The sequence below is a fragment of the Erwinia papayae genome (assembly GCF_058241465.1).
Window position 1 is genome coordinate 1,559,569 of the sequence record NZ_JBZCHT010000009.1, and the last position, 21,358, is coordinate 1,580,926.

19 protein-coding genes are annotated in these 21,358 nt (G+C 51.4%); 10 read left to right on the plus strand and 9 right to left on the minus strand.

Translation table 11 applies throughout. The annotated features are described in order from the left end of the window. Positions 1–105: 105 nt before the first annotated feature. Together sulA and ompA are read left to right on the plus strand one after the other, a co-directional pair. Entirely contained in the window at positions 106–603 is a 498-nt protein-coding gene (gene sulA, locus AC3RPL_RS12250) for an SOS-induced cell division inhibitor SulA (RefSeq protein WP_490740213.1), read from the plus strand. A gap of 347 nt (positions 604–950) precedes the next feature. Further along, complete coding sequence (gene ompA, locus AC3RPL_RS12255; protein WP_261641715.1) at positions 951–2,018, plus strand: porin OmpA; 1,068 nt, start codon at positions 951–953, stop codon at positions 2,016–2,018. A 305-nt stretch (positions 2,019–2,323) separates the two neighbouring features. Here the strand turns inward: ompA and matP are convergent, their stop codons facing one another. Further along, positions 2,324–2,788: a macrodomain Ter protein MatP gene (gene matP / locus AC3RPL_RS12260; protein WP_490740214.1), complete on the minus strand. Its 465-nt coding sequence runs from the start codon at positions 2,786–2,788 to the stop codon at positions 2,324–2,326. A gap of 172 nt (positions 2,789–2,960) precedes the next feature. Here matP and AC3RPL_RS12265 point away from each other — a divergent pair, with 172 nt between their 5' ends. Both AC3RPL_RS12265 and fabA read left to right on the plus strand, forming a co-directional pair. Further along, positions 2,961–4,715 carry an AAA family ATPase gene (locus tag AC3RPL_RS12265; protein WP_490740215.1) on the plus strand — a complete coding sequence of 585 codons (1,755 nt, stop codon included), beginning with the start codon at positions 2,961–2,963 and terminating at the stop codon, positions 4,713–4,715. A gap of 67 nt (positions 4,716–4,782) precedes the next feature. Beyond that, positions 4,783–5,301 carry a bifunctional 3-hydroxydecanoyl-ACP dehydratase/trans-2-decenoyl-ACP isomerase gene (gene fabA / locus AC3RPL_RS12270; RefSeq protein ID WP_490740216.1) on the plus strand — a complete coding sequence of 173 codons (519 nt, stop codon included), beginning with the start codon at positions 4,783–4,785 and terminating at the stop codon, positions 5,299–5,301. Positions 5,302–5,402: 101 nt separating this feature from the next. Here the strand turns inward: fabA and rmf are convergent, their stop codons facing one another. The 6 genes from rmf to rlmKL form a co-directional block, all read right to left on the minus strand. Further along, positions 5,403–5,570 carry a ribosome modulation factor gene (gene rmf / locus AC3RPL_RS12275; RefSeq protein ID WP_071995068.1) on the minus strand — a complete coding sequence of 56 codons (168 nt, stop codon included), beginning with the start codon at positions 5,568–5,570 and terminating at the stop codon, positions 5,403–5,405. Between the two features lie 415 nt (positions 5,571–5,985). Further along, positions 5,986–6,573, minus strand: a complete 588-nt coding sequence (gene pqiC, locus AC3RPL_RS12280; protein WP_490740217.1) for a membrane integrity-associated transporter subunit PqiC — start codon at positions 6,571–6,573, stop codon at positions 5,986–5,988. Further along, complete coding sequence (gene pqiB / locus AC3RPL_RS12285) at positions 6,573–8,213, minus strand: intermembrane transport protein PqiB (protein ID WP_490740218.1); 1,641 nt, start codon at positions 8,211–8,213, stop codon at positions 6,573–6,575. Before pqiB ends, pqiC begins: the two co-directional genes overlap by 1 nt. After that, complete coding sequence (pqiA, locus tag AC3RPL_RS12290) at positions 8,200–9,474, minus strand: membrane integrity-associated transporter subunit PqiA (protein WP_490740219.1); 1,275 nt, start codon at positions 9,472–9,474, stop codon at positions 8,200–8,202. Before pqiA ends, pqiB begins: the two co-directional genes overlap by 14 nt. A 29-nt stretch (positions 9,475–9,503) precedes the next feature. Further along, positions 9,504–11,414: an ABC transporter ATP-binding protein gene (locus AC3RPL_RS12295; protein ID WP_490740220.1), complete on the minus strand. Its 1,911-nt coding sequence runs from the start codon at positions 11,412–11,414 to the stop codon at positions 9,504–9,506. Positions 11,415–11,419: 5 nt separating this feature from the next. Continuing rightward, complete coding sequence (gene rlmKL, locus AC3RPL_RS12300; protein WP_490740221.1) at positions 11,420–13,540, minus strand: bifunctional 23S rRNA (guanine(2069)-N(7))-methyltransferase RlmK/23S rRNA (guanine(2445)-N(2))-methyltransferase RlmL; 2,121 nt, start codon at positions 13,538–13,540, stop codon at positions 11,420–11,422. 134 nt (positions 13,541–13,674) lie between these two features. Here rlmKL and AC3RPL_RS12305 point away from each other — a divergent pair, with 134 nt between their 5' ends. Beyond that, entirely contained in the window at positions 13,675–14,790 is a 1,116-nt protein-coding gene (locus tag AC3RPL_RS12305; RefSeq protein WP_490740222.1) for a YcbX family protein, read from the plus strand. Positions 14,791–14,931: 141 nt separating this feature from the next. Here the strand turns inward: AC3RPL_RS12305 and AC3RPL_RS12310 are convergent, their stop codons facing one another. After that, on the minus strand, positions 14,932–15,477 hold the full coding sequence (locus tag AC3RPL_RS12310; RefSeq protein ID WP_490740223.1) for a cell division protein ZapC: 546 nt from the start codon (positions 15,475–15,477) through the stop codon (positions 14,932–14,934). Positions 15,478–15,640: 163 nt separating this feature from the next. Next, positions 15,641–16,648, minus strand: a complete 1,008-nt coding sequence (gene pyrD, locus AC3RPL_RS12315) for a quinone-dependent dihydroorotate dehydrogenase (RefSeq protein ID WP_490740224.1) — start codon at positions 16,646–16,648, stop codon at positions 15,641–15,643. Positions 16,649–17,052: 404 nt separating this feature from the next. Between pyrD and ssuE the strand changes: the two genes are divergently transcribed. Genes ssuE through ssuB form a run of 5 tightly spaced genes read left to right on the plus strand, consistent with a single transcriptional unit; the run spans position 17,053 to position 21,316 of the window. Next, entirely contained in the window at positions 17,053–17,604 is a 552-nt protein-coding gene (ssuE, locus tag AC3RPL_RS12320) for an NADPH-dependent FMN reductase (RefSeq protein WP_490740225.1), read from the plus strand. A 10-nt stretch (positions 17,605–17,614) separates the two neighbouring features. Further along, entirely contained in the window at positions 17,615–18,586 is a 972-nt protein-coding gene (locus AC3RPL_RS12325; protein WP_034941105.1) for a sulfonate ABC transporter substrate-binding protein, read from the plus strand. Then, on the plus strand, positions 18,586–19,731 hold the full coding sequence (gene ssuD / locus AC3RPL_RS12330; RefSeq protein WP_490740226.1) for an FMNH2-dependent alkanesulfonate monooxygenase: 1,146 nt from the start codon (positions 18,586–18,588) through the stop codon (positions 19,729–19,731). The genes AC3RPL_RS12325 and ssuD overlap by 1 nt, the downstream gene beginning before the upstream one ends. An 8-nt stretch (positions 19,732–19,739) precedes the next feature. Next, positions 19,740–20,531 carry an aliphatic sulfonate ABC transporter permease SsuC gene (ssuC, locus tag AC3RPL_RS12335; protein ID WP_490740227.1) on the plus strand — a complete coding sequence of 264 codons (792 nt, stop codon included), beginning with the start codon at positions 19,740–19,742 and terminating at the stop codon, positions 20,529–20,531. Next, the gene (gene ssuB / locus AC3RPL_RS12340) at positions 20,528–21,316 is read left to right on the plus strand and encodes an aliphatic sulfonates ABC transporter ATP-binding protein (protein WP_490740228.1); all 789 of its coding nucleotides are present in this window, start codon (positions 20,528–20,530) and stop codon (positions 21,314–21,316) included. Before ssuC ends, ssuB begins: the two co-directional genes overlap by 4 nt. Positions 21,317–21,358 lie beyond the last annotated feature (42 nt).

Below are 21,358 nucleotides of genomic sequence, written 5' to 3' on the forward strand. Positions count from 1 at the left end.
CCGCTTACATTCCGATTTTGCGATGCGTTTTGAAAAAATAAGATTGATCTTTGCTCATCATACCTATACTGTACATTCATACAGTGATATGCGAGCTACGCCATTATGCAAACACATTTCCTGAAATATCAGTATTCTAATAACAGCTATCGTGCAGCACGCCCGTGTTCTACCCCTCAATCAGTTAAATCTACGGGTTTAATCAGTGAACTGGTCTACAGTGAAAATGAGTTGGGCATTGCCCAATTACTTCTGGTACCCCTATTGCAGCAGTTAGGTACTGAGTCACGGTGGCAACTTTGGCTGACGCCCGGACAAAAGCTGAGCCGTAGCTGGCTCACACAATCTGGCCTGCCACTGAACAAAGTTATGCAACTACCTGTTACCACCGTTGAGGCCATGATCAAAGCCTTGCAGACAGGTAATTACAGTGTGGTTTTAGGCTGGTTGCCAGAGGAAATCACAGCAGATGAGCAGGCCAGACTTCAGAAAGCAGCCACCTGCGGTCAGGCTCTTGGGCTGATCATGCGTCCGGATCAAGGAAAAATTGCTCACAAAGGACCACTGAATGGACTTAAAATTCAGTCTGGTTTGTATCATTAAGTAAAAATAAGAAGATTCTTAGACCAGATTCGCGATCCATCCGGGATAAGCCTCTGATTATGTTATGACTTGATGTGACAATGAGTTAGCTGTTTTTTTGCTGCTTCTTTTACAGTTATTCCTCTCTGGCAAATGTGTAAAAATGTGTACGATTCTCTGTTTTTTTACAGACGTATGTCACATCATGCTTGTAAGTTTGCTAGTACGTTGTAGACTTTACGTCGCTAGGGTGCTCAATAATCTTCCTTTTTTGGATGAGACATAATCGAGCGTCTTAACCCGGCGAAGGATTAATCAAAGAGCTAATGAAAGCTCATTGCCTATTTGGATGATAACGAGGCGCAAAAATGAAAAAGACAGCTATCGCAATTGCAGTGGCACTGGCTGGCTTCGCTACCGTAGCGCAGGCCGCCCCAAAAGATAACACCTGGTACACTGGTGCAAAACTGGGCTGGTCTCAGTATCACGACACTGGCTACTATGGTAATGGCTATGTAAACAATGACGGTCCAACTCACGAAAGCCAGCTTGGCGCGGGTGCATTCGGTGGCTATCAGGCTAACCAGTATCTCGGCTTCGAACTGGGTTATGACTGGCTGGGACGTATGCCTTACAAAGGCAACAACGTAAACGGCGCTTTCAAGGCACAAGGTATTCAGCTGGCTGCTAAGCTGAGCTACCCAATCATGGACGATCTGGACGTGTATACCCGTCTGGGCGGCATGGTATGGCGTGCTGATTCTACTCAGAATAACAATGGTACTCGCATCAGCGACCACGACACCGGTGTTTCTCCACTGGCAGCCGTTGGTGTTGAATATGCTCTGACCAAAAACTGGGCAACCCGTCTGGATTACCAGTGGGTTAACAACATCGGTGATGCTAACACCGTGGGTACTCGCCCTGACAATGGTATGCTGAGCCTTGGCGTATCTTACCGCTTTGGTCAGGATGATGTTGTTGCTCCGGCACCAGCACCAGCCCCTGCTCCAGCACCTGTTGTTGAAACCAAACGTTTCACCCTGCGTTCTGACGTTCTGTTCACCTTCAACAAGGCGACTCTGAAACCAGAAGGCCAGCAGGCTCTGGACCAGCTGTACACCCAGCTGAGCTCTCTGGATCCTAAAGATGGTTCCGTAGTTGTTCTGGGCTACACTGACCGTATTGGTTCAGAGCAGTACAACCAGAAGCTGTCTGAAAAACGTGCTCAGTCCGTTGTTGACTATCTCGTTTCTAAAGGTATCCCTTCTAACAAGATCTCTGCGCGTGGCATGGGTAAATCTAACCCAGTTACCGGCAATACCTGTGACAGCGTGAAAGGCCGTAACGCCCTGATCGATTGCCTGGCACCGGATCGTCGTGTAGAAATCCAGGTTAAAGGTATCAAAGACGTGGTAACTCAGCCTCAGGGTTGATCGCTTTGATATAGTGCCGCTCAGATATTGTGGATAGCCCGATAATGAGCGGTAAAAAATACAGGCACAGAGAATGTTATTTGCTCAAGTAGTAACATATCCTCTGTGCCTGTATCTGTTACGGATTTACCTGAAACAGTTATATACTTTTTCCCCTGTTACACCTTGCCGAAAAATTGACTCCTCATATTCTCACCTGAAGTATCTATACCCATTTCTCAGCACAGCCCTGTTCCCTGTGTTTCCTGTTATAAATTCTCTGGTCGCTTGTTTGCCAGGCAATTTTTGCATCAGCAGTGATTTTTTCAGCCGGGCTGGTCGGGTTTGCCAAGAATGGCTTTCAAATCCTGTTTAAGAGAATCCATCTGACTGGCATATTTTTCTTTATATTCAGCATCTTCTATCAACTGCACTATGGTTTCCGATAAGGTGCTGTTACGACGTTGAGCCAGCCCAGCCAGGCGCTGCCACACCAGATACTCCAGATCGATTGACTTCTTTCGCGTGTGCTGGTGCTCCGCATTAAAATGGCGTTTACGCCGGGCGCGAATGGTTTGTTTCATCTGGTTTTCAAGTGCCGGATTAATATGGCGAGAGATCCATTGCAACACATCGACCGGACGATTCTCCATGGCCAGAAGTTCATCCACCGCCACCTGTGCGGCACTGAATTCCAGATAGCGGGTAATCATTTCTCCCTCCCGGTGTTTTTTAACCAGGTATTTCCACTTCCATCCGCTCTCAAGATTTTCCAGTTGCTGATATTTCATCGCAATCTCATGTGGTTAACTAATTTGCTTAGAATAACAGCTTTTTTTAACGCTGCCGCCCAGAAAACCAGACCGTGTCTTGCCATAAATGTAAATACATCTCTGCGATGCTTAACAGAGTGGAATCCAGTATAATGGTGGTTTTAATCAATTCAGAGAAAATACGATAACTTTGACCAACAATCGACTGGAATGGCGCGCCTTACAGCCCGATACTGATGATGTTCAGTCCTTTTTCTCGCAGATACCTGAAGACAATTCCAGTTGTTTTGCCTCGGTTCAGCCCCGTCTTTTTAACGGGCTGAGTTTGCTGCTGCAAACGACAGCAAGATTGCCAATGATGCTGATCAAATCAGCGGAGAACGCTGAATATACCGCCCTGCTTACAGAAGTGATGGCTGATATTACAGCTGAGGATGGCACAGAACTGTACGGTGGTCATTATCAGATTGATGGCGGATCAGTAAGCTGGCGTCCTGTGGAATCAGAACAGGACAATTTTGCCAGCCAGGGCGGTATCCACTACGCCGACTGGATCGAAGCTGAACAGCTTTTCGGCTGTGTTCGTCAGCATAACCAGACGCTGACTTTACAGCCAGGGTTACTTCATCAAGCCAACGGCGGCACTCTGTTGCTGTCCTTGCGAACTTTGCTGGCTCAACCGTTGTTGTGGCTGAGGCTCAGGAAAATCCTGACAACACAGCAGTTCGACTGGTATTCCCCTGATGAAAGCCGCCCCCTGCCGGTGGTAATACCGTCGATGCCGATGCAATTCCGCCTGGTGTTGACCGGTGAACGTGATGTGCTTGCCGAATTTCAGGAGATGGAGCCCGATCTCTCAATGCAGGCACTCTACGCTGAATTTGAGGAAAATCTTCAAATCACTGATGAAGAAGCGTTCAGCCAGTGGATAAAGTGGGTAAGGATACTGGCCTCTGGTGAAGAAATCACCAGCCTTTCAGATGACTTCTGGCCAGTATTGATTCGGGAAGCCGCACGCTTTACCGGCGAACAGGATACTCTCCCACTGTCTCCGGCGTGGATAACTCGTCAGTTGCAGGAAGCACTGATGTACAGTCCCGACAATGCTCTCTGTAGCGAACATATGCTGAGTGCGCTGGAAACTCGTGAATGGCGGGAAGGTTTTCTCGCCGAGCGAATGCGTGATGAAATATTGTATGACCAGATCCTGATCGAAACAGAGGGAGAAATGGTTGGTCAAATCAATGCACTTTCGGTGATTGAGTTTCCCGGTCATCCTCGTGCCTTTGGAGAACCTTCCCGTCTCAGCTGTGTCGTGCATGCCGGTGATGGCGAGTTCACCGATGTGGAACGTAAAGCCGAGTTGGGTGGCAATATCCATGCAAAAGGGATGATGATCATGCAGGCCTGGCTAATCGCCGAGCTGGAGCTGGAGCAACAATTACCCTTTTCTGCATCACTGGTGTTTGAACAGTCCTATTCCGAATTAGATGGTGACAGTGCCTCACTTGCCGGCTTGTGCGCGTTAATCAGCGCCCTTGCCTGTCAGCCCATCAATCAGCAGATTGCCGTTACCGGGTCTGTCGATCAATTTGGTCGTGTGCAACCAGTGGGCGGGCTTAACGAAAAAATAGAAGGCTTTTTTCACATTTGTCACCAGCGGACCCTCAACGGTAAACAGGGGGTGATTATCCCCCTTGCTAATGTCCGTCATCTTTCGTTACAGCAGCAAGTCGTGGATGCGGTCAGAGAGGAAAAATTCCATATCTGGGCGGTAAGTAGTGTTGATGAAGCGCTGCCTTTGTTAACTGGGGTTGAGTGGGAGAAAGAGGATGCCCCCTGTCTGCTGAAATCGATTCAGGAACGCATCGCTCAATTAAATCAACAAGACAGACGCCAGGGCGGCTGGCCATTCCGCTGGCTGAACTGGTTTAACCAGAATTAACCAGGCTTGTCCGGCTTAAACCTGCAAGTTAAAATTTGCGATTCACTAATTAAGGCTTACTGAGAACATGGTAGATAAACGCGAATCCTACACAAAAGAAGACCTTATTGCCTCTGGACGGGGTGAACTGTTCGGTGCTGAAGGCCCACCATTGCCAGCCGGAAACATGCTGATGATGGACCGTTTGGTTAAAATGACCGAAGACGGTGGTAATTACGGCAAAGGTTTTGTGGAAGCAGAACTGGATATCAACCCCGACCTGTGGTTCTTTGGATGCCACTTTATAGGCGATCCGGTGATGCCGGGCTGTCTGGGTCTGGATGCTATGTGGCAGCTGGTCGGTTTCTATCTGGGTTGGTTGGGTGCCGAAGGTAAAGGACGTGCACTGGGGGTTGGTGAAGTGAAATTTACCGGTCAGGTGCTGCCAACCGCTAAAAAAGTCTCTTACCGTATTCACTTCAAGCGTGTAATTAATCGCAAACTGGTGATGGGTGTGGCAGACGGTGAAGTGCTGGTAGATGGTCAGGTTATTTATACCGCGACCGATCTCAAAGTAGGTCTGTTTAAAGACACGACTGCATTTTAACGGCTTATTACATATTAACCTCCGCATAAGCGGAGGTTATTCCTTTATGACCTGCCTGTCAGCATCAGTACAAATCAGGTCATTTCGTATGAACATTCCGGTTACGCGGTAACCGTCCTGTCCTCCATGGCTTGTCGCCAACCTCCCAACCAGTGAGACCTCGCGTCTATCATTTGATAGGGACACATTTCTTTGGAACGCCCGGTAATTCCGGCCTGGTAGCCTCTGGAGTGTGCCCGTTCGAGTCGATCTCGTTTCTGTCTCTTCATCATGCCTGTAATCCCCTCTTCAGGTCAGGTGGAATCTGGTGGAAAGAAATCAGTGTCTGCATTAATTGCAGACACCTTTTAATTTCTAACGCCATCACGAGCAAAAATCAATGCGCAAATTTCACGCCAATGTCACATTTTCATGGGAAAATTCAGGCAGCGGCCCCGCAATAACTTTAAGAAAGGTAATAACTCCCGGTTAAGAAACAAAAAAATTCTCAGCCTGAGAAAAATCCTGTTTTTTGGCTAAGTAAATAACATTTTTCACCACTGTGGCATTGCTGGCAGCGTTGTTAATTGAACCGGAATCCGTAAAAACGGTAGCAGATGAGAAACTGACGTGGGTGAGAGAATTTGATGGGCAGTTCTGGTTGTAAAACAGAAAGAGCCAGGGGCCTGGCTCTTTCTGTTGTTTTTAATGGCTGATTAAAGGCTTCTCGTCTTGGCGAATGGCATCTGCCATTTGCTGCGCAACCTGTTGCCATCCCCCGGCAAGGGCCCTGACTAAAGCATCATAACCATCTTCCGTCTGCGGTATGCTCACTGCAAAAGAACGTTTAAAAATCTGCCCCTGATGCTCCAGTAACCAGTCGCCACTGATGATGGCATGACCATCATAGCGGCCATGAAAACCGGTGATGTTGACATTCAGTATGTCCTGCTGCTGACCTGATGGTGAACCTGAGACCAGCCAGCCTGGTAACGCATAACTGAGATTAGCGACCAGTGTTTGCTGTAATTGCTGATCAAGTGGACTGGCCCACAGATTGTTGCTGGCAATGACATATTTCACATCACTGCTCTGATAAACCAACCCGTTACCCGCAAGATAATCAGGAACCGAAACATGCTGAACAAATACGGTTGGGCGAAGCGCATCACTGCCGCTGGCAGCTATAACCGTACCTTTACCTGTTGCAGGCAGCTGGTACCAGGTCGTTTCTGGCGTGCTGGAACAGGCTGTCAGGCTAAGAGCCAGTGCGACCGAAAGCCATCTCATCATTATTTCGCCCTCTTTGGCTGCGGATCTTGTCCGGGTTTCGCTTCAAATATCAGCGCATTACTTTTACTGTTTAGCGTTTTCAGCACAGGTTGCAATTCACGTAACACCTGATCAAGCCGCTGCATGTCGCCAACCATTTTGCTGTAAGCCGGTGAGCCAGGCTGGAAAGCCTTCATACTGCTGTTCAGCTCACGCAGGGTTTTCTGCATGTCTTCAGGCAGTTGTTTCATGGACGGGCTACTGGTGATCTGATTGATATTATCCAACGTTTTCTGCAATTCACGCAGCGTTGCCTTACTCTCTCTCAACGTACCGGTTGCCTCACCAATCATTGGGTTGAGCGGCAGATTGTTGATCTTATCCAGGGTGGCCATCAGTTTCTGCTGAATCTGCGCCAGGCCACCGCTGGTGGTTGGGATCAGTTCGTAACCTGCAAAAGCAGCCGGTCCTTTGTAAGGTTTGACGTTGTCATAAAAGTCCAGGTCGATGTACAGCGAGCCGGTCAACAGGTTTGCTGATTTCAGTGAGGCGCGCAGACCCGATTTGATACCGTCTTTCAGATGCTGCTCCATATCAAAGTCTTTCCCGAGCATGCTGGTGAAACGATCGGGCTCAATACGGATCAAAACCGGAATGCGGTATTCATTATTCAGGTTTTGGGCCACCTCTTTAGACTGATACGGGACTTCAGCAACCGTACCCAGACGGTTACCGCGGAATTCTACCGGTGCACCGGGTTGCAAACCACGAATTGAATCGCTGAAGAACATCAGGAAATCTTTGTGGACGGTATATAACGAATCCTGGATGCTACGTTGATCGTCAAATAACTTATATTCAGCCTGATTATCGGCTGCGTGGCCGAGGTCCCACCCTTCCGGCACATCAAAACTGACGCCACCACTAAAGAGCGTGGTAAGCGATCCCATTTCAACCCGCATTCCCGAGGCTGACATATCGACAGCAATGCCGCTGTCTTTCCAGAAACGCACATTGGTTGTCACCAGACGATCGTATGGCGCAGCGATAAACAGCTGGTAAGTCATCAGGCGTTTATCCGGATCAAAATGACTGGTTTCTACCGATCCAACGCGATAACCCCGAAACAGCACGGGATCACCGGCATTGAGTTGTCCGGCTCTGGCGCTGTCGAGGATAATACGGATTCCCTTTGCATCCGGCGGAGCAAGCGGCGGCGCATCCAGCAGCTTATAATGCTCTGGTTGATCGCCTTTATTTCCGGGTTGCAACTCAATATAAGCGCCTGAAAGCAGAGTGCCCAGACCCGTAACCCCCTCCCGACCAATAGCAGGCTTTACCACCCAGAAGGCGCTGTCACCCTTCAGCAATTTTTCCATTCCGGAATTCAAACGGGCTTTAATTTCCACATGATGCAGGTCATCGGTCAGTACCGCGCTTTCAACCACGCCGACGTCCACACTGCGGCTTTTGATGGTTGTTTTACCGCCCTCGATTCCTTCAGCATTGGTCGTGATTAAGGTGACTTCAGGCCCCTGATGACTGAAGTGATAAAACAGGATCCATGCGCCAATGAGTAACGTAACAAGGGGAATGATCCATACAGGTGACCAGCGTTTAATTTGATCAACTGTGGCCATGCCATGATTATTTTCCTTCAATGCTCGGCTCCTCAGGGCTTTTTTCTCGTATACGATCCCAGCTCAGACGCGGGTCAAATGTCATCGCAGCAAACATAGTCAGAATGACCACGATGGCAAACAGTAAAGCGCCCATCGCAGGATAAATACTCATTAACCTTCCCATACGTACCAGCGCAGACAGGACGGCAATAACAAAAACATCAATCATCGACCAGCGCCCGACAAATTCAACGACTTCATAAATTTTATGCATCTTATCACTGTCCTGATGCATTTTGCCGTTGCCGTTTGCGTCCCAGCACAACCAGCCAATAGCCAGCATTTTGAGGGAAGGCACCATGATACTGGCAATAAAAATCACCAGAGCGACCGGATAAGAGCCCTCACTCCATAACAGAATCACTCCGGCCATGATGGTTGAAGTAATTTTACTGCCCAGCGCCTCAGTAACCATAATTGGCATCAGGTTCGCCGGGATATACAGCAACAAAGAGGTTAGCAGCAACGCCAGCGTCCATTGCAAACTGTGCCTGCGTCGGGCATGACCGCCGGTTTTACAACGAGGGCAGGTGAACTGTTCAGCAGCCAACACAGCGGTACAGCAGCGACATGAGCGCAGTCCCTGTTGCAGCCCGCCAACCGCCGGAACAGGTTGCACAGGTAATGCCGGTACTGGTGCAATCCGCGCCCACAAAGCACGACGATCAACACACTGAAAAGCGCGCACCTGTATCAGACAAAACAGACACCAGGGAATAAAACTGGTGCCAATGCCGATTTCGCCATAGGCCATCAGTTTTACAAAGCTCACCAGCACGCCGGCGAGGAAGATTTCGGCCATTCCCCAGCACTTAATCTGGAACAGCATTCGCGCCATGATACGTTTAAGCGGCAAAGGCAGGCGAACAGGGTTAACCAGTAGCAGGATTATCGCCATGCACAAAGCGGGGACAGCCTGTACAAACAACATAAAGAGTGTCGCCAGGCTGCTGTAGTCCTCAGAGACCATCACCTGTGGGATGCGCATCAATGTGATTTCACTACTCAGACCGGCCACTTTCATACTGACAAATGGAAACAGATTAGCCAGCACCAGCATAAACAACGCCGCCAGCGCCCAGGCGCTTGGACGCTTTTGCGGCTCATGCCAGCTGGCGGAAAGCGTGGTATGACAACGCGGGCAACTGGCCTTGCTGCCTGTTGGTAATGGCGGCAGCTGCGTCATCAGATCACACTGTGGGCAAAGTATCCAATTGTCGGCCTGATGCGATGAGCACATAAAAAAACCTCTGCTAACTGACCTTTGCCTTAACCGTTTTTCAGTGATTCCAGATATTCCCAGCGCTCAAATGCCGCTTCCAGCTGCTGTTCTGCCTCGGAAAGTGCATCCAGTACAGGTTGTGTCACCTCATGCGGCTGGCTGAAAAACGTACTCTCTGCCACTTTAGCCTGAAGGGAAGCCAGCTGAGTCTCCAGCGCCTCCATCTTTTCCGGCAGCTGTTCCAGCTCCCGTTGCAGGTTGTAGCTCATCTTGCCAGTTGAACGTCTGACCGGCTCACTTTTTTCGCTATCCTTACCTGATGTCGTACTTTCCGCTTTTACCACCGTCCGGCTCTGCTTGTATGCCGCACGCTGGCGTTGCGCATCGTGATAGCCCCCGACGAAAGCACCGATCTCGCCCGTCCCTTCAAATATCCAGCATTCGGTAACGGTGTTATCAACAAACTGGCGGTCATGGCTGACCAGCAGCACCGTGCCCTGGTAGCCATCAATCAACTCTTCCAGCAGCTCCAGCGTTTCAACATCCAGATCGTTGGTGGGTTCATCAAGGATCAGCAGATTGCTGGGCTTGAGGAACAAACGAGCCAGCAGCAGCCGGTTACGCTCACCGCCCGACAGCGCGCGGACAGGCGTCATTGCACGTTTGGGGTGGAACAGAAACTCCTGCAAATAGCCCAACACATGGCGGGGTTTACCATTGACCATCACCTCCTGTTTGCCTTCAGCGAGGTTATCCATGACCGTGCGATCCGGGTCAAGTTCTGCGCGATGCTGATCAAAATAGGCCACTTCCAGCTTTGTCCCGATATGCACCCGCCCACTGTCAGGCTTGAGCTGATCAAGCATCAGCTTCAGTAAGGTCGTTTTACCGCAGCCGTTAGGGCCAATCAGGGCTATCTTGTCACCCCGCTGAACCTGCACGGTAAAATCGCGCACCAGTTGCCTGTCGCCGACAGCGTAGCTGACATTTTCCAGTTCAAAAACAATCTTGCCGGAGCGACTGGCTTCTTCAACCTGCATATTCGCCTTGCCCATCACTTCCCGACGCTCTGAGCGCTCGCGACGCAGGGCTTTCAGTGCACGGACGCGCCCTTCATTGCGGGTGCGACGGGCTTTGATCCCCTGACGGATCCACACTTCTTCCTGGGCCAGCTTGCGGTCAAATTCGGCATTCTGCATCTCTTCCACCCGCAACGCTTCTTCCTTACCCAGCAGATACTGATCGTAATCACCAGGCCAGGAAACCAGCTTGCCGCGATCGAGATCGACAATGCGTGTCGCCATGTTGCGAATAAATGAGCGGTCATGGGAAATAAAGATGATGCTGCCCTGAAAGGTTTTTAAAAAGCTTTCCAGCCAGTCAATGGTTTCAATATCAAGATGGTTGGTTGGCTCATCCAGCATCAGCACACGTGGGTTGCTGACCAGCGCCCTGCCCAACGCGGCTTTGCGCAGCCAGCCACCGGAAAGCGACGAAAGCGACACATCGCCATCAAGACCGATTTGCTTCAGCACATCCTGAATGCGGCTCTCCAGCTGCCAGAGGTTCTGGTGGTCGAGAATGGACTGTAACCGCGCCATTTCATTAAGATTTTTATCGCTGGGATCCTCCATAACCTGGTGAGAGATCGCATGATATGCTTTGAGGTATTCGGCCTGTTCTTCGACCCCTTCTGCCACAAAATCATAAACCGAACCCGCGATATTCCGTGGCGGATCCTGTTGCAGACGGGACACCACCAGATCCTGCTCATAAATAATGCGGCCATCGTCCAGCGGCTGTTCGCGGTTGATGATTTTCATCAGTGTGGACTTACCGGCACCATTACGGCCCACCAGACAGACACGCTCGTTTTCTTCAATATGCAGCTCAGTGTTATCCAACAGCGGTGCATCGCTGAATGACAGCCAGGCTCCATGAATACTGATCAGTGACATGCTACTTATTCCTTACCAGCGTGAGTAATCAGCCAGCAGTTGTGAATTTGACGATTACGGGCAAAATCCTGCGACTGAGTGCTGGCGGTGATTTCCTGCGCAGTAAGATGCAGGCCGCTTAATCCGTCGTGGTCCATTTTGAAACCGCGTTTGTTATTGGAGAACATAATGGTGCCGCCTTTACGCAGCAGCCTTTTCAGATTTTTGAGCAGCAGCAAATGGTCACGCTGTACATCGAAACTCTCTTCCATTCTTTTTGAATTGGAAAAGGTAGGTGGATCGATAAAAATCAGATCGTACTGCTCGTCAGATTCGCTCAGCCAGCTAAGACAATCTGCCTGGATCAGCCGATGCTGCCGCCCCGTCAAACCGTTAAGCCTCAGATTGCGTTCGGCCCACTCCAGATAAGTGCGTGACATATCTACCGTGGTGGTACTTCGCGCTCCGCCCAGTCCGGCATGAACGCTGGCGCTGCCGGTATAGGCAAACAGGTTGAGAAAGTCTTTGCCCTGACTCATCTGCCCCAGCATTTTTCGGGCGATACGGTGGTCCAGAAACAGGCCGGTATCCAGATAATCGGTCAGGTTGACCCACAGTTTTGCGTTAAATTCGCTGACTTCAAAGAAATCGCCTTTCTCGCCCATTTTCTGATACTGATTTTTGCCTTTCTGACGCTCACGCGTTTTCAACACCAGGCGATTAGCGGGCAACTCAAGCACACTAAGCGTAGCCGCCAGCACATCAAACAGACGCTGACGGGCCTTAGTCGCATCGATGGTTTTTGGTGGGGCGTATTCCTGTACCACCACCCACTCGGCATAGCGATCCACCGCAACATTATATTCAGGCAGATCGGCATCGTAGATGCGATAGCACTCAATCCCTTCCTGCTTCGCCCATTTCTCCAGCTTTTTAAGATTCTTGCGCAGACGGTTGGCATAGTCTTCAGCTATCTGAGCATTACCCTGTGGCGCTGCACCGGTGGCGGCCAGCTGATAATTTTTTTGCACACAGTCCAGCGGACCATTTTTAGCCTTAAACTGCCGTTCAGCACGCAGTTGCAGGCAACTGAGCAGTTCAGGAGAGGCACTGAACAACGACAGATTCCAGCCGGCAAAATGCTGTTTCATGATACGCCCCGTCTGGCTGTACAAGGCGATCAATGCCGGTTCACTCTCCAAACGCTCGCCATACGGCGGGTTACTCAGTACCGTTCCAGCCATGCCGTCCGCCAGCGGATTGGTCAGTCTCAACACATCCTGAACGTTAAAGCCGATAAGATCGGCCAGCCCGGCCTTACGCGCATTGACGCGGGCGCGCTCAATAACGCGCTGATCGTTATCGTAACCATAAAAACGCGACGTCGTCGCTCGCAGCCCCCGACTGGCGCGGGCCTGTGCTTCACTTTTCAGTTCACGCCACAAGGTAGCATCAAACTGACTCCAGGCGTTGAAGCCCCAGTGATTGCGGTGCAGACCAGGCGCACGATCGCTGGCAATCATTGCCGCTTCGATCAGCAAAGTGCCCGAACCACACATCGGATCAACCATAGCGGTGCCGGGCTTCCAGCCGGATCGCAGCACGATAGCCGCCGCCAGGTTTTCTTTTAGCGGTGACGCTCCGGTCTGCTGGCGGTAGCCACGTTGATGCAATCCGTCGCCACTCAGATCGAGGGCAATACTGGCTTTATCATGATTTAACCAGACGTTGATACGAATATCTGGCTGCTCACGGTCGACATCCGGGCGGGGTAAGTTTTTGCGGGTAAAGCTGTCAACAATAGCATCTTTAACCTTCAGCGCACCGTACTGGCTATTGCGGATCACCTCATTCAGTCCACTGAAGTGCACAGCAAAGGTTTTATCGCTGCCAAATATCGCGGGCCAGTCAACGGCCTGAACACCGAGGTAGAGATCAACATCGCTGTAAACACCACATTCTGTCAGCGGCAGCAGAATGCGCGATGCCAGCCGACTCCACAGCAGGCTCTGATACATCAGACGATCGTCACCTTCATAATGCACGCCGCCCTGAACCACCTTGCAGGCCGTGGCCCCCAACGCTTCCAGTTCACTTTTTAACAGCTCTTCAAGCCCACGTGCCGTACTGGCAAACAGAGAATTCATAACGTCACTTATCGTCTTCAGAAAATTGCTGCGCATTATAGCTAATCACAGACGCATGTCATAAAGTTAGCTTCTTTTCGTCAGCAATCTGACTGTTTGTCATTGCCACCGTCACGCTTCAGTCCGGAGTTCGCATGCTCACCCTGTCACGCCTGTACATCCATCCGGTAAAATCGATGCGAGGGATGCAGATTTCCCATGCACAAACGCTGGCAAGTGGTCTGGCCTTTGATCGGATATTTATGCTCACCGATGTCAATGGTACCTTTATTACCGCCCGTCAGTATCCGGAAATGGTGATGTTCACCCCGGCGCTGCTTCCTGATGGCCTGTTGCTGAGCGCGCCGGATAACAGTTGCGCCAGCGTTCGCTATACTGACTTCAGTCCGGAGGCCGCAGCAACCGAAGTTTGGGGAAACCAGTTCACCGCATTGATTGCCCCTGATTCAGTCAATGCATGGCTGAGTCAGTTTTTCCCACATCCTGTCCAGTTACGCTGGGTTGGCAACAACATGAGTCGCCGGGTCAAACGCTTTCAACAGGTTCCATTAGGGTTTGCCGATGGTTTTCCCTTTCTGTTAATTAACGAAGCCTCGTTACACGATTTACGCCAGCGTTGCCCGGCCGGGATCCGGCTGGAACAGTTTCGCCCTAATCTGGTGGTAGCCGGTGGTCGCGCCTGGGAGGAGGACAGCTGGTCAGTTGTGCGTGTGGGTAATCAGCTGTTCGATGTGGCTAAACCCTGTAACCGCTGTGTATTGAGCACGGTCAGTCCGGATAAAGGACGCAGACATCCCACAGGCGAACCATTAAGCACGTTACAAACCTTCCGTACCGCCAACGATAAACAGACTGATGTCGATTTCGGACTGAACCTGACAGCCCGCACCACGGGAATTATCCGGGCAGGTGATGACGTTGAGGTGATCAGCCATCACTCTCCACGCCGCTACAGTGCCGTTCAGGCAGCAGAGTCAACGGGATCCCACGACCAGACGTCCGGAGAGCTTAATATCAGCTGGCAGGGTGAAACGTTCCGGGGAAATAATCAGCAGGTGTTGTTAGAACAGCTGGAGTTACAGGGCTACCGTATCCCTTACTCCTGCCGCGCCGGGATTTGTGGTAGCTGTAGGATAAGACTGCTTTCTGGTCAGGTACATGCACTGAAAAAAGAGGGGCAAGGTGAGGATGGCACTATCCTCAGCTGCTGCTGTATTCCGGCGGGGGATCTGCAACTGACGAACAGTTAAAATGTGTTTAAACTGGCCGCTCAGATTCGGTATTAACATCCCGGCGAACAACGAAGAGATGAGTAAATAGCAGGATGTTGTTATTTCCGGCCAGTCTTACCGCACCGTTGAAATCAAAGATTTCAGCGATACGGCTTGATATTAAACCGCACGGGCAAGAGAGAGGTTCTGTGACTGAGCGTAAGGCTTGAGACGATCGTGCATTATTTTAATCGCATCACCCAGCACCATACTTTTTCCGGCAAGCGTCAGACCAGGTTGTGCCAGCAGACATAACGCCGCATTATCTCCCGCTTCCACCACCAGCAGAACAGCTTCTTCACTCTTATCGCAAAGCCGCACCACCACCAGCTCCCCTTCTGAGGGCTGCCAGCCTCGCGGGTTGCCCGCCTCAAAATGCCAGCTTTTCGGCATCAGCGGCTTCAGAAAACGACAGGCGACCAGCGCATTTAGCACCAACTCAGCACGCTGATCGGTACTCAACTCACAGTGGCGGCAGCGTTCTTCAAAGGTGAAAAACATCGCGGCATCATCAACACAAAACCCTGAATTTTCAAAGGCATCAGGGGTTAACATCTTACGGGGAAAGCGCGACCGAAACAGCATCCCGTCAGCCAGATCCAGCATCATGCGATCGTGTTCAGCATCAAAAAACCAGCGCCAGCTGTCGTCAGGTTTAATCCTCATGATCTGTCCTGTAAGATAAAAAGGAGAACTGCTATTCAAAACATAATTGGCTGAATAAGAATGTCTGTAGCCAAATCAGGATGAATAATGTTTAAACAGGACAAAATATAAACGAGCCAGAGACGGAAATAAAGCCCCCGGCACGGTTATCTTAAGAAATGAGTCAGAGGTGGGTCACAATCTCTTTTATCAGCGGCGGACCTTTATAAATAAAACCTGAATATATTTGTACCAGTGACGCGCCGGCGGCGACTTTTTCCCGCGCGGAGATCAGTGAATCTATTCCACCGACACCGATAATGGGCAGACGCTGTTTCAGCTCCAGTGACAGACGGCGGATAACTTCCGTACTGCGTAACTGCACAGGACGGCCACTCAGGCCACCCGCTTCATTACTGTGTTTTAAACCTGAAATGAGCGAACGATCGAGCGTGGTGTTTGTGGCAATGACGCCGTCTATATTATGACGAACTAAGCTGTCAGCAATCTGGATCAATTCCTCTTCAGAGAGATCCGGTGCGATCTTCACTGCCAGCGGAACATATTTATGATGAAGTATTTCAAGATCTTTCTGTTTTTGTTTTACCGCCAGTAAAAGATCATCCAGCGCTTCACCATATTGAAGCGTGCGTAAACCAGGGGTATTGGGTGAGGAGATATTGATCGCAATATAACCTGCATAAGGATAAATTTTATCCATGCAGGTTAAATAATCATTCTTACCCAGCTCGACAGAGGTATCTTTATTTTTGCCGATATTGATCCCTAACACACCATCGAAATGTGATTTTTTGACATTCTCAATCAGATTATCGACGCCCAGATTATTAAATCCCATCCGGTTAATAATGCCTTCCGCTTCCCGCACGCGAAACATTCTCGGTTTATCATTTCCCGGCTGTGGGCGTGGCGTAACGGTACCAATTTCAATAAAGCCAAAGCCCATCGCGCCAAAAGCATCTATACATTCACCATTCTTATCAAGACCCGCGGCCAGACCCAGCGCATTTTTAAAATTCAGTCCCATACAGGTAACCGGTTTATCAGGAAGTCTCTGACGCAGCAGATTAATCAGCGGTGTGCCACTTAAGCGGTGTAATTGCTGAAGGGTAAGTTCATGCGCACGCTCGGCATCAAGCTGAAACAGCGCGTTACGAACCAGGTTGTACATGAATCGCTCCTGAATACCCGGCTATCCGGGCGGGAAAAGAGTAATGGTCACTGTTCGCAGACAGTACCCCTGAAAATGACGTTATCCGTCAGCAAAGGTTCCTTCCCACTTTTCGTGTTGATAAGTGGTGTGAGAAAGCAGCCGGTCAGGCCGGACTGGCAGACAGGAAACGCAATGACGGTGCAGGCGCGGAGGGAAATGGTAAAGTCCTTTTACCGCAAAGTAAAACGTTTAAGCATCCGTTACCCGGACAACGCCGTTTCTCTCCTGCCCCGCTTCTTTATTCAGAAACTGACTTAGTTCTGCCAGATAAATCATTTAAGCCTCACCTTTCCCTCTGTCAGGATAGTCTCAAATTTTCGCAAATAAGTTTAATCAATAACTTTTAGCTATAAGGAGTGGTTATGCGCGTTATTACACTGGCGGGAAGCCCCCGTTATCCTTCACGCTCCACTGCGCTACTGACCCTCTGCCAGCAAACGCTGGAACACCATGGCATTGAGGTTATTCCGTGGAATCTGCACAATTTTCATCCTGAGGATCTTATCTGTGCCCGTTTTGATTCCCCGGCGGTGCTGGCACTGACAGAGGATCTTGCCAGCGCTGATGGACTGATCGTTGCCACGCCGGTATATAAAGCCTCTTTTTCCGGCGCGTTAAAAACCCTGCTGGACCTGCTGCCTGAACGCGCGCTGGAACACAAAGTGGTGCTGCCGCTGGCAACTGGCGGCACCCTTGCTCATATGCTGGCAGTCGATTATGCCCTCAAACCCGTGCTGAATGCGTTAAAGGCACAAGAAGTGCTGCATGGCGTGTTTGCTGATGATTCGCAAATTACCCATTACGATCGCCAGCCACAGTTCTCATCTCTTCTGGCTTCACGCATTGCTGAGTCGGTTGAAACCTTCCGCCATGCTCTGGCTCGCCGTCATCACCCACTCGCCGCAGCGGTTTAAGGAAAGCACCATGACCCTATTTTCACGTTTTGCTTCAGCACTGCTTATTGGCGGCCTGATGGTGACCAGCTCATTTGCTGCGGATACCAGCGCACCCAAAACTTTTCGTATTGGCTATCAGAAAGGCTCGGTAAGTATGGTGCTGGCCCGTGCCCATCATTTGCTGGAAAAGCGTTTTCCGGCAACTCAGATTAAATGGGTGGAATTTCCGGCAGGTCCACAGATGCTTGAGGCGCTCAATGTTAACAGTATTGATCTGGGCAGCACCGGCGATATTCCCCCCATTTTTGCGCAGGCCGCCGGGGCCGATCTGCTTTACGTGGGTGCTGAACCACCAAAGCCGAAGGCTGAAGTGATTCTGGTGGCTAAAAACAGCCCGATTAAAACCGTCGCTGACCTGAAAGGTCATAAAGTGGCCTTCCAGAAAGGATCCAGCTCGCACAATCTGCTGCTGCGCGCACTGGAAAAAGCCGGTCTGAAGTTCAGCGACATTCAGCCCACTTACCTCACCCCGGCGGATGCCCGCGCGGCCTTTCAGCAGGGCAATGTCGATGCCTGGGCTATCTGGGATCCCTATTATTCAGCGGCGCTGTTGCAGGGTGATGTAAGGGTTCTGACCGATGGCAGCCAGTTGAACCAGACCGGCTCGTTTTATCTCGCCACCCGCCCCTTCACCGAAGCAAATGGTGCCTTTATCCGCCAGGTACTGCAAACCTTCAGCGAAGCAGATGCGCTGACCATCAGCGATCGCAATAACAGCATCGACCTGCTGGCTCAGGCTATGGGGCTGCCGAAACCGGTTATTGCCAGCTACCTCGATCATCGTCCTCCCACCAGTATTGCCCCGGTGAGTGACAAAACGCTGAAACTTCAGCAACAAACTGCTGACCTGTTTTATGCCAACCATCTGATGCCGGTCAAGGTCGATATTGCCAGCCGTATCTGGCATCCCACGCCGTCCACAGAACAAGGAGTGAAATAATGAGCCTTTCCGTTTTCTGGTTTCTGCCCACCCACGGTGATGGTCACTATCTTGGTACCGCCGATGGCGCTCGTCCGGTTGATTACGGCTATTTACAACAGGTTGCCCAGGCCGTGGACAGGATGGGATTTGGCGGTGTGCTGATACCAACAGGTCGTTCCTGCGAAGATGCCTGGCTGGTGGCCGCATCACTGATTCCGGTCACTCAGCGTCTGCGTTTTCTGGTCGCCCTGCGTCCCGGTGTTATTTCTCCCACCCAGGCAGCCCGACAGGCCGCAACGCTGGACCGCCTTTCCAACGGTCGCACGCTGTTTAACCTGGTGACGGGCGGCGACGCAGAAGAACTGGCGGGAGATGGCGTGTTTCTCGATCATCGCGAACGCTACGTTGAATCAGCGGAATTCACCCGCGTCTGGCGTCGGGTACTGGAAGGTGAAACCGTCGATTATGAGGGCAAGTATGTCCATGTTCGCGGTGCGCGCCTGATGTTCAAACCCGTTCAGAAGCCCCGTCCACCGTTATGGTTTGGAGGTTCATCTGAACCCGCTCAGGACCTGGCCGCAGAGCAGGTGGATGTCTATCTGACCTGGGGTGAACCTCCTGCGCTGGTAAAAGAAAAGATTGAGCAGGTACGGGCTAAGGCAGCAGCACAGGGCCGCCAGGTAAAATTTGGCATTCGTCTGCATGTTATTGTCCGCGAAACCACGGAAGAAGCCTGGCGCGCGGCTGACCGCCTGATCTCTCATCTGGACGATGCCACCATTGCTAAAGCGCAGTCAGCGCTGGCGCGAACGGATTCCGTCGGTCAGCACCGCATGGCCGCCCTGCATGGGGGACGCCGTGACAAGCTGGAAGTCAGCCCAAATCTGTGGGCTGGCGTGGGTCTGGTACGTGGCGGTGCCGGTACGGCGCTGGTGGGTGACGGTGAAACGGTCGCGGCAAGAATGCAGGAGTATGCGGACCTGGGGATTGAAACCTTTATTCTTTCCGGCTATCCACATCTGGAAGAAGCGTACCGCGTCGGGGAACTGCTTTTTCCCCATCTCGATTTGAAGGTCCCTGAAATTCCGCAACCAGGCAAAATCAGTGCTCATGGTGAAGCCGTGGCCCATGACTTCGCGCCACAAAAAGTGTCACAGAGTTAGAGGTCACGATGACGAATAATCTCAACCGTTTCGCGCAACCGTTGTTGCCGTGGATATTACCCGTGGTGTTGGTCGCCTTCTGGCAAACGGCTTCCAGCACCGGCTGGCTCTCCACCCGCATCCTGCCCTCACCCGAGGCGGTCGTGGTCACCTTCTGGAAGCTCTCTGCCAGTGGGGAGCTATGGCAGCATCTCGCCATCAGCAGCTGGCGTGCCGTGGTGGGGTTCACCATTGGTGGTTCGGCAGGCCTGCTGCTGGGGCTGATCACCGGAATGTCCCGCACCGGTGAGCGTCTGCTTGATACCTCAGTGCAGATGTTGCGCAATATCCCCCATCTGGCACTGATTCCACTGGTTATTTTATGGTTTGGTATTGATGAGTCAGCCAAAATTTTTCTGGTCGCTCTGGGTACGCTGTTTCCCATCTATCTCAATACTTACCATGGTATCCGCAACGTTGATCGCGGCCTGGTGGAGATGGCGCGCAGCTACGGTCTTTCTGGCTGGAGTCTGTTTTTGCAGGTGGTTCTGCCAGGAGCGCTGCCTTCGATAATGGTCGGGGTGCGCTTTGCACTGGGCCTGATGTGGCTGACGCTTATCGTCGCAGAAACTATTTCAGCGAATGCCGGTATAGGTTACCTGGCAATGAATGCCCGTGAATTTTTGCAGACGGATGTGGTCGTGGTCGCGATCATTCTCTATGCCCTGCTCGGTAAACTGGCTGACGTCAGTGCGCAGCTTCTGGAGCGCGTCTGGCTGCGCTGGCATCCGGCATACCAACTGAAAGAGGAACACGTATGAGCGAATTAATGTCATCACCGGCGCGCCTCAATGTCGGTACGCCGCTGGTGATCAGTGGTGTCAGCAAACAGTACCACCACCGAACTGTGCTGAATGATATCGACCTGCACATCCCCTCCGGCCAGTTCGTTGCCGTGGTTGGACGAAGCGGTTGCGGTAAGAGCACGTTGCTACGCCTGCTGGCAGGACTGGAGAAAACCACCACGGGTGAACTCCTCGCCGGCAACATACCTCTGAGCGAGTCGCGTGATGATACCCGGTTGATGTTTCAGGACGCCCGGCTGCTACCGTGGAAAAGTGTGATTGATAACGTCGGACTGGGATTAAAAGGACGCGCCTGGAAACAATCTGCTCTGGACGCACTGTCAGCTGTTGGGCTGGCAGAGAGAGCCAAAGAGTGGCCCGCCGCCCTTTCCGGAGGACAGAAGCAGCGCGTTGCTCTGGCCAGAGCATTGATCCATCGTCCCGGCCTGCTGCTGCTGGATGAGCCCCTGGGTGCACTGGATGCCCTGACCCGCATCGAAATGCAGGATCTGATTGAGACGTTATGGCAGCAACATCACTTTACCGTGCTGCTGGTTACTCATGATGTTAGTGAAGCGGTGGCGCTGGCCGACCGGGTTTTACTGATAGAAGAAGGTCATATCGGACTGGATTTGATGGTGAATCTGCCACGACCACGACGTAAAGGTTCGGCGCGCCTGGCTGAACTGGAAGCAGAAGTACTGGACAGGGTAATGAAACGTTCGCCAGTTGAAGTCAATAAGCACGTTGCCAGGCGATAATAAATCAGGCCGGGACGCATTTCAGACGCTGTTCCGGCCTGC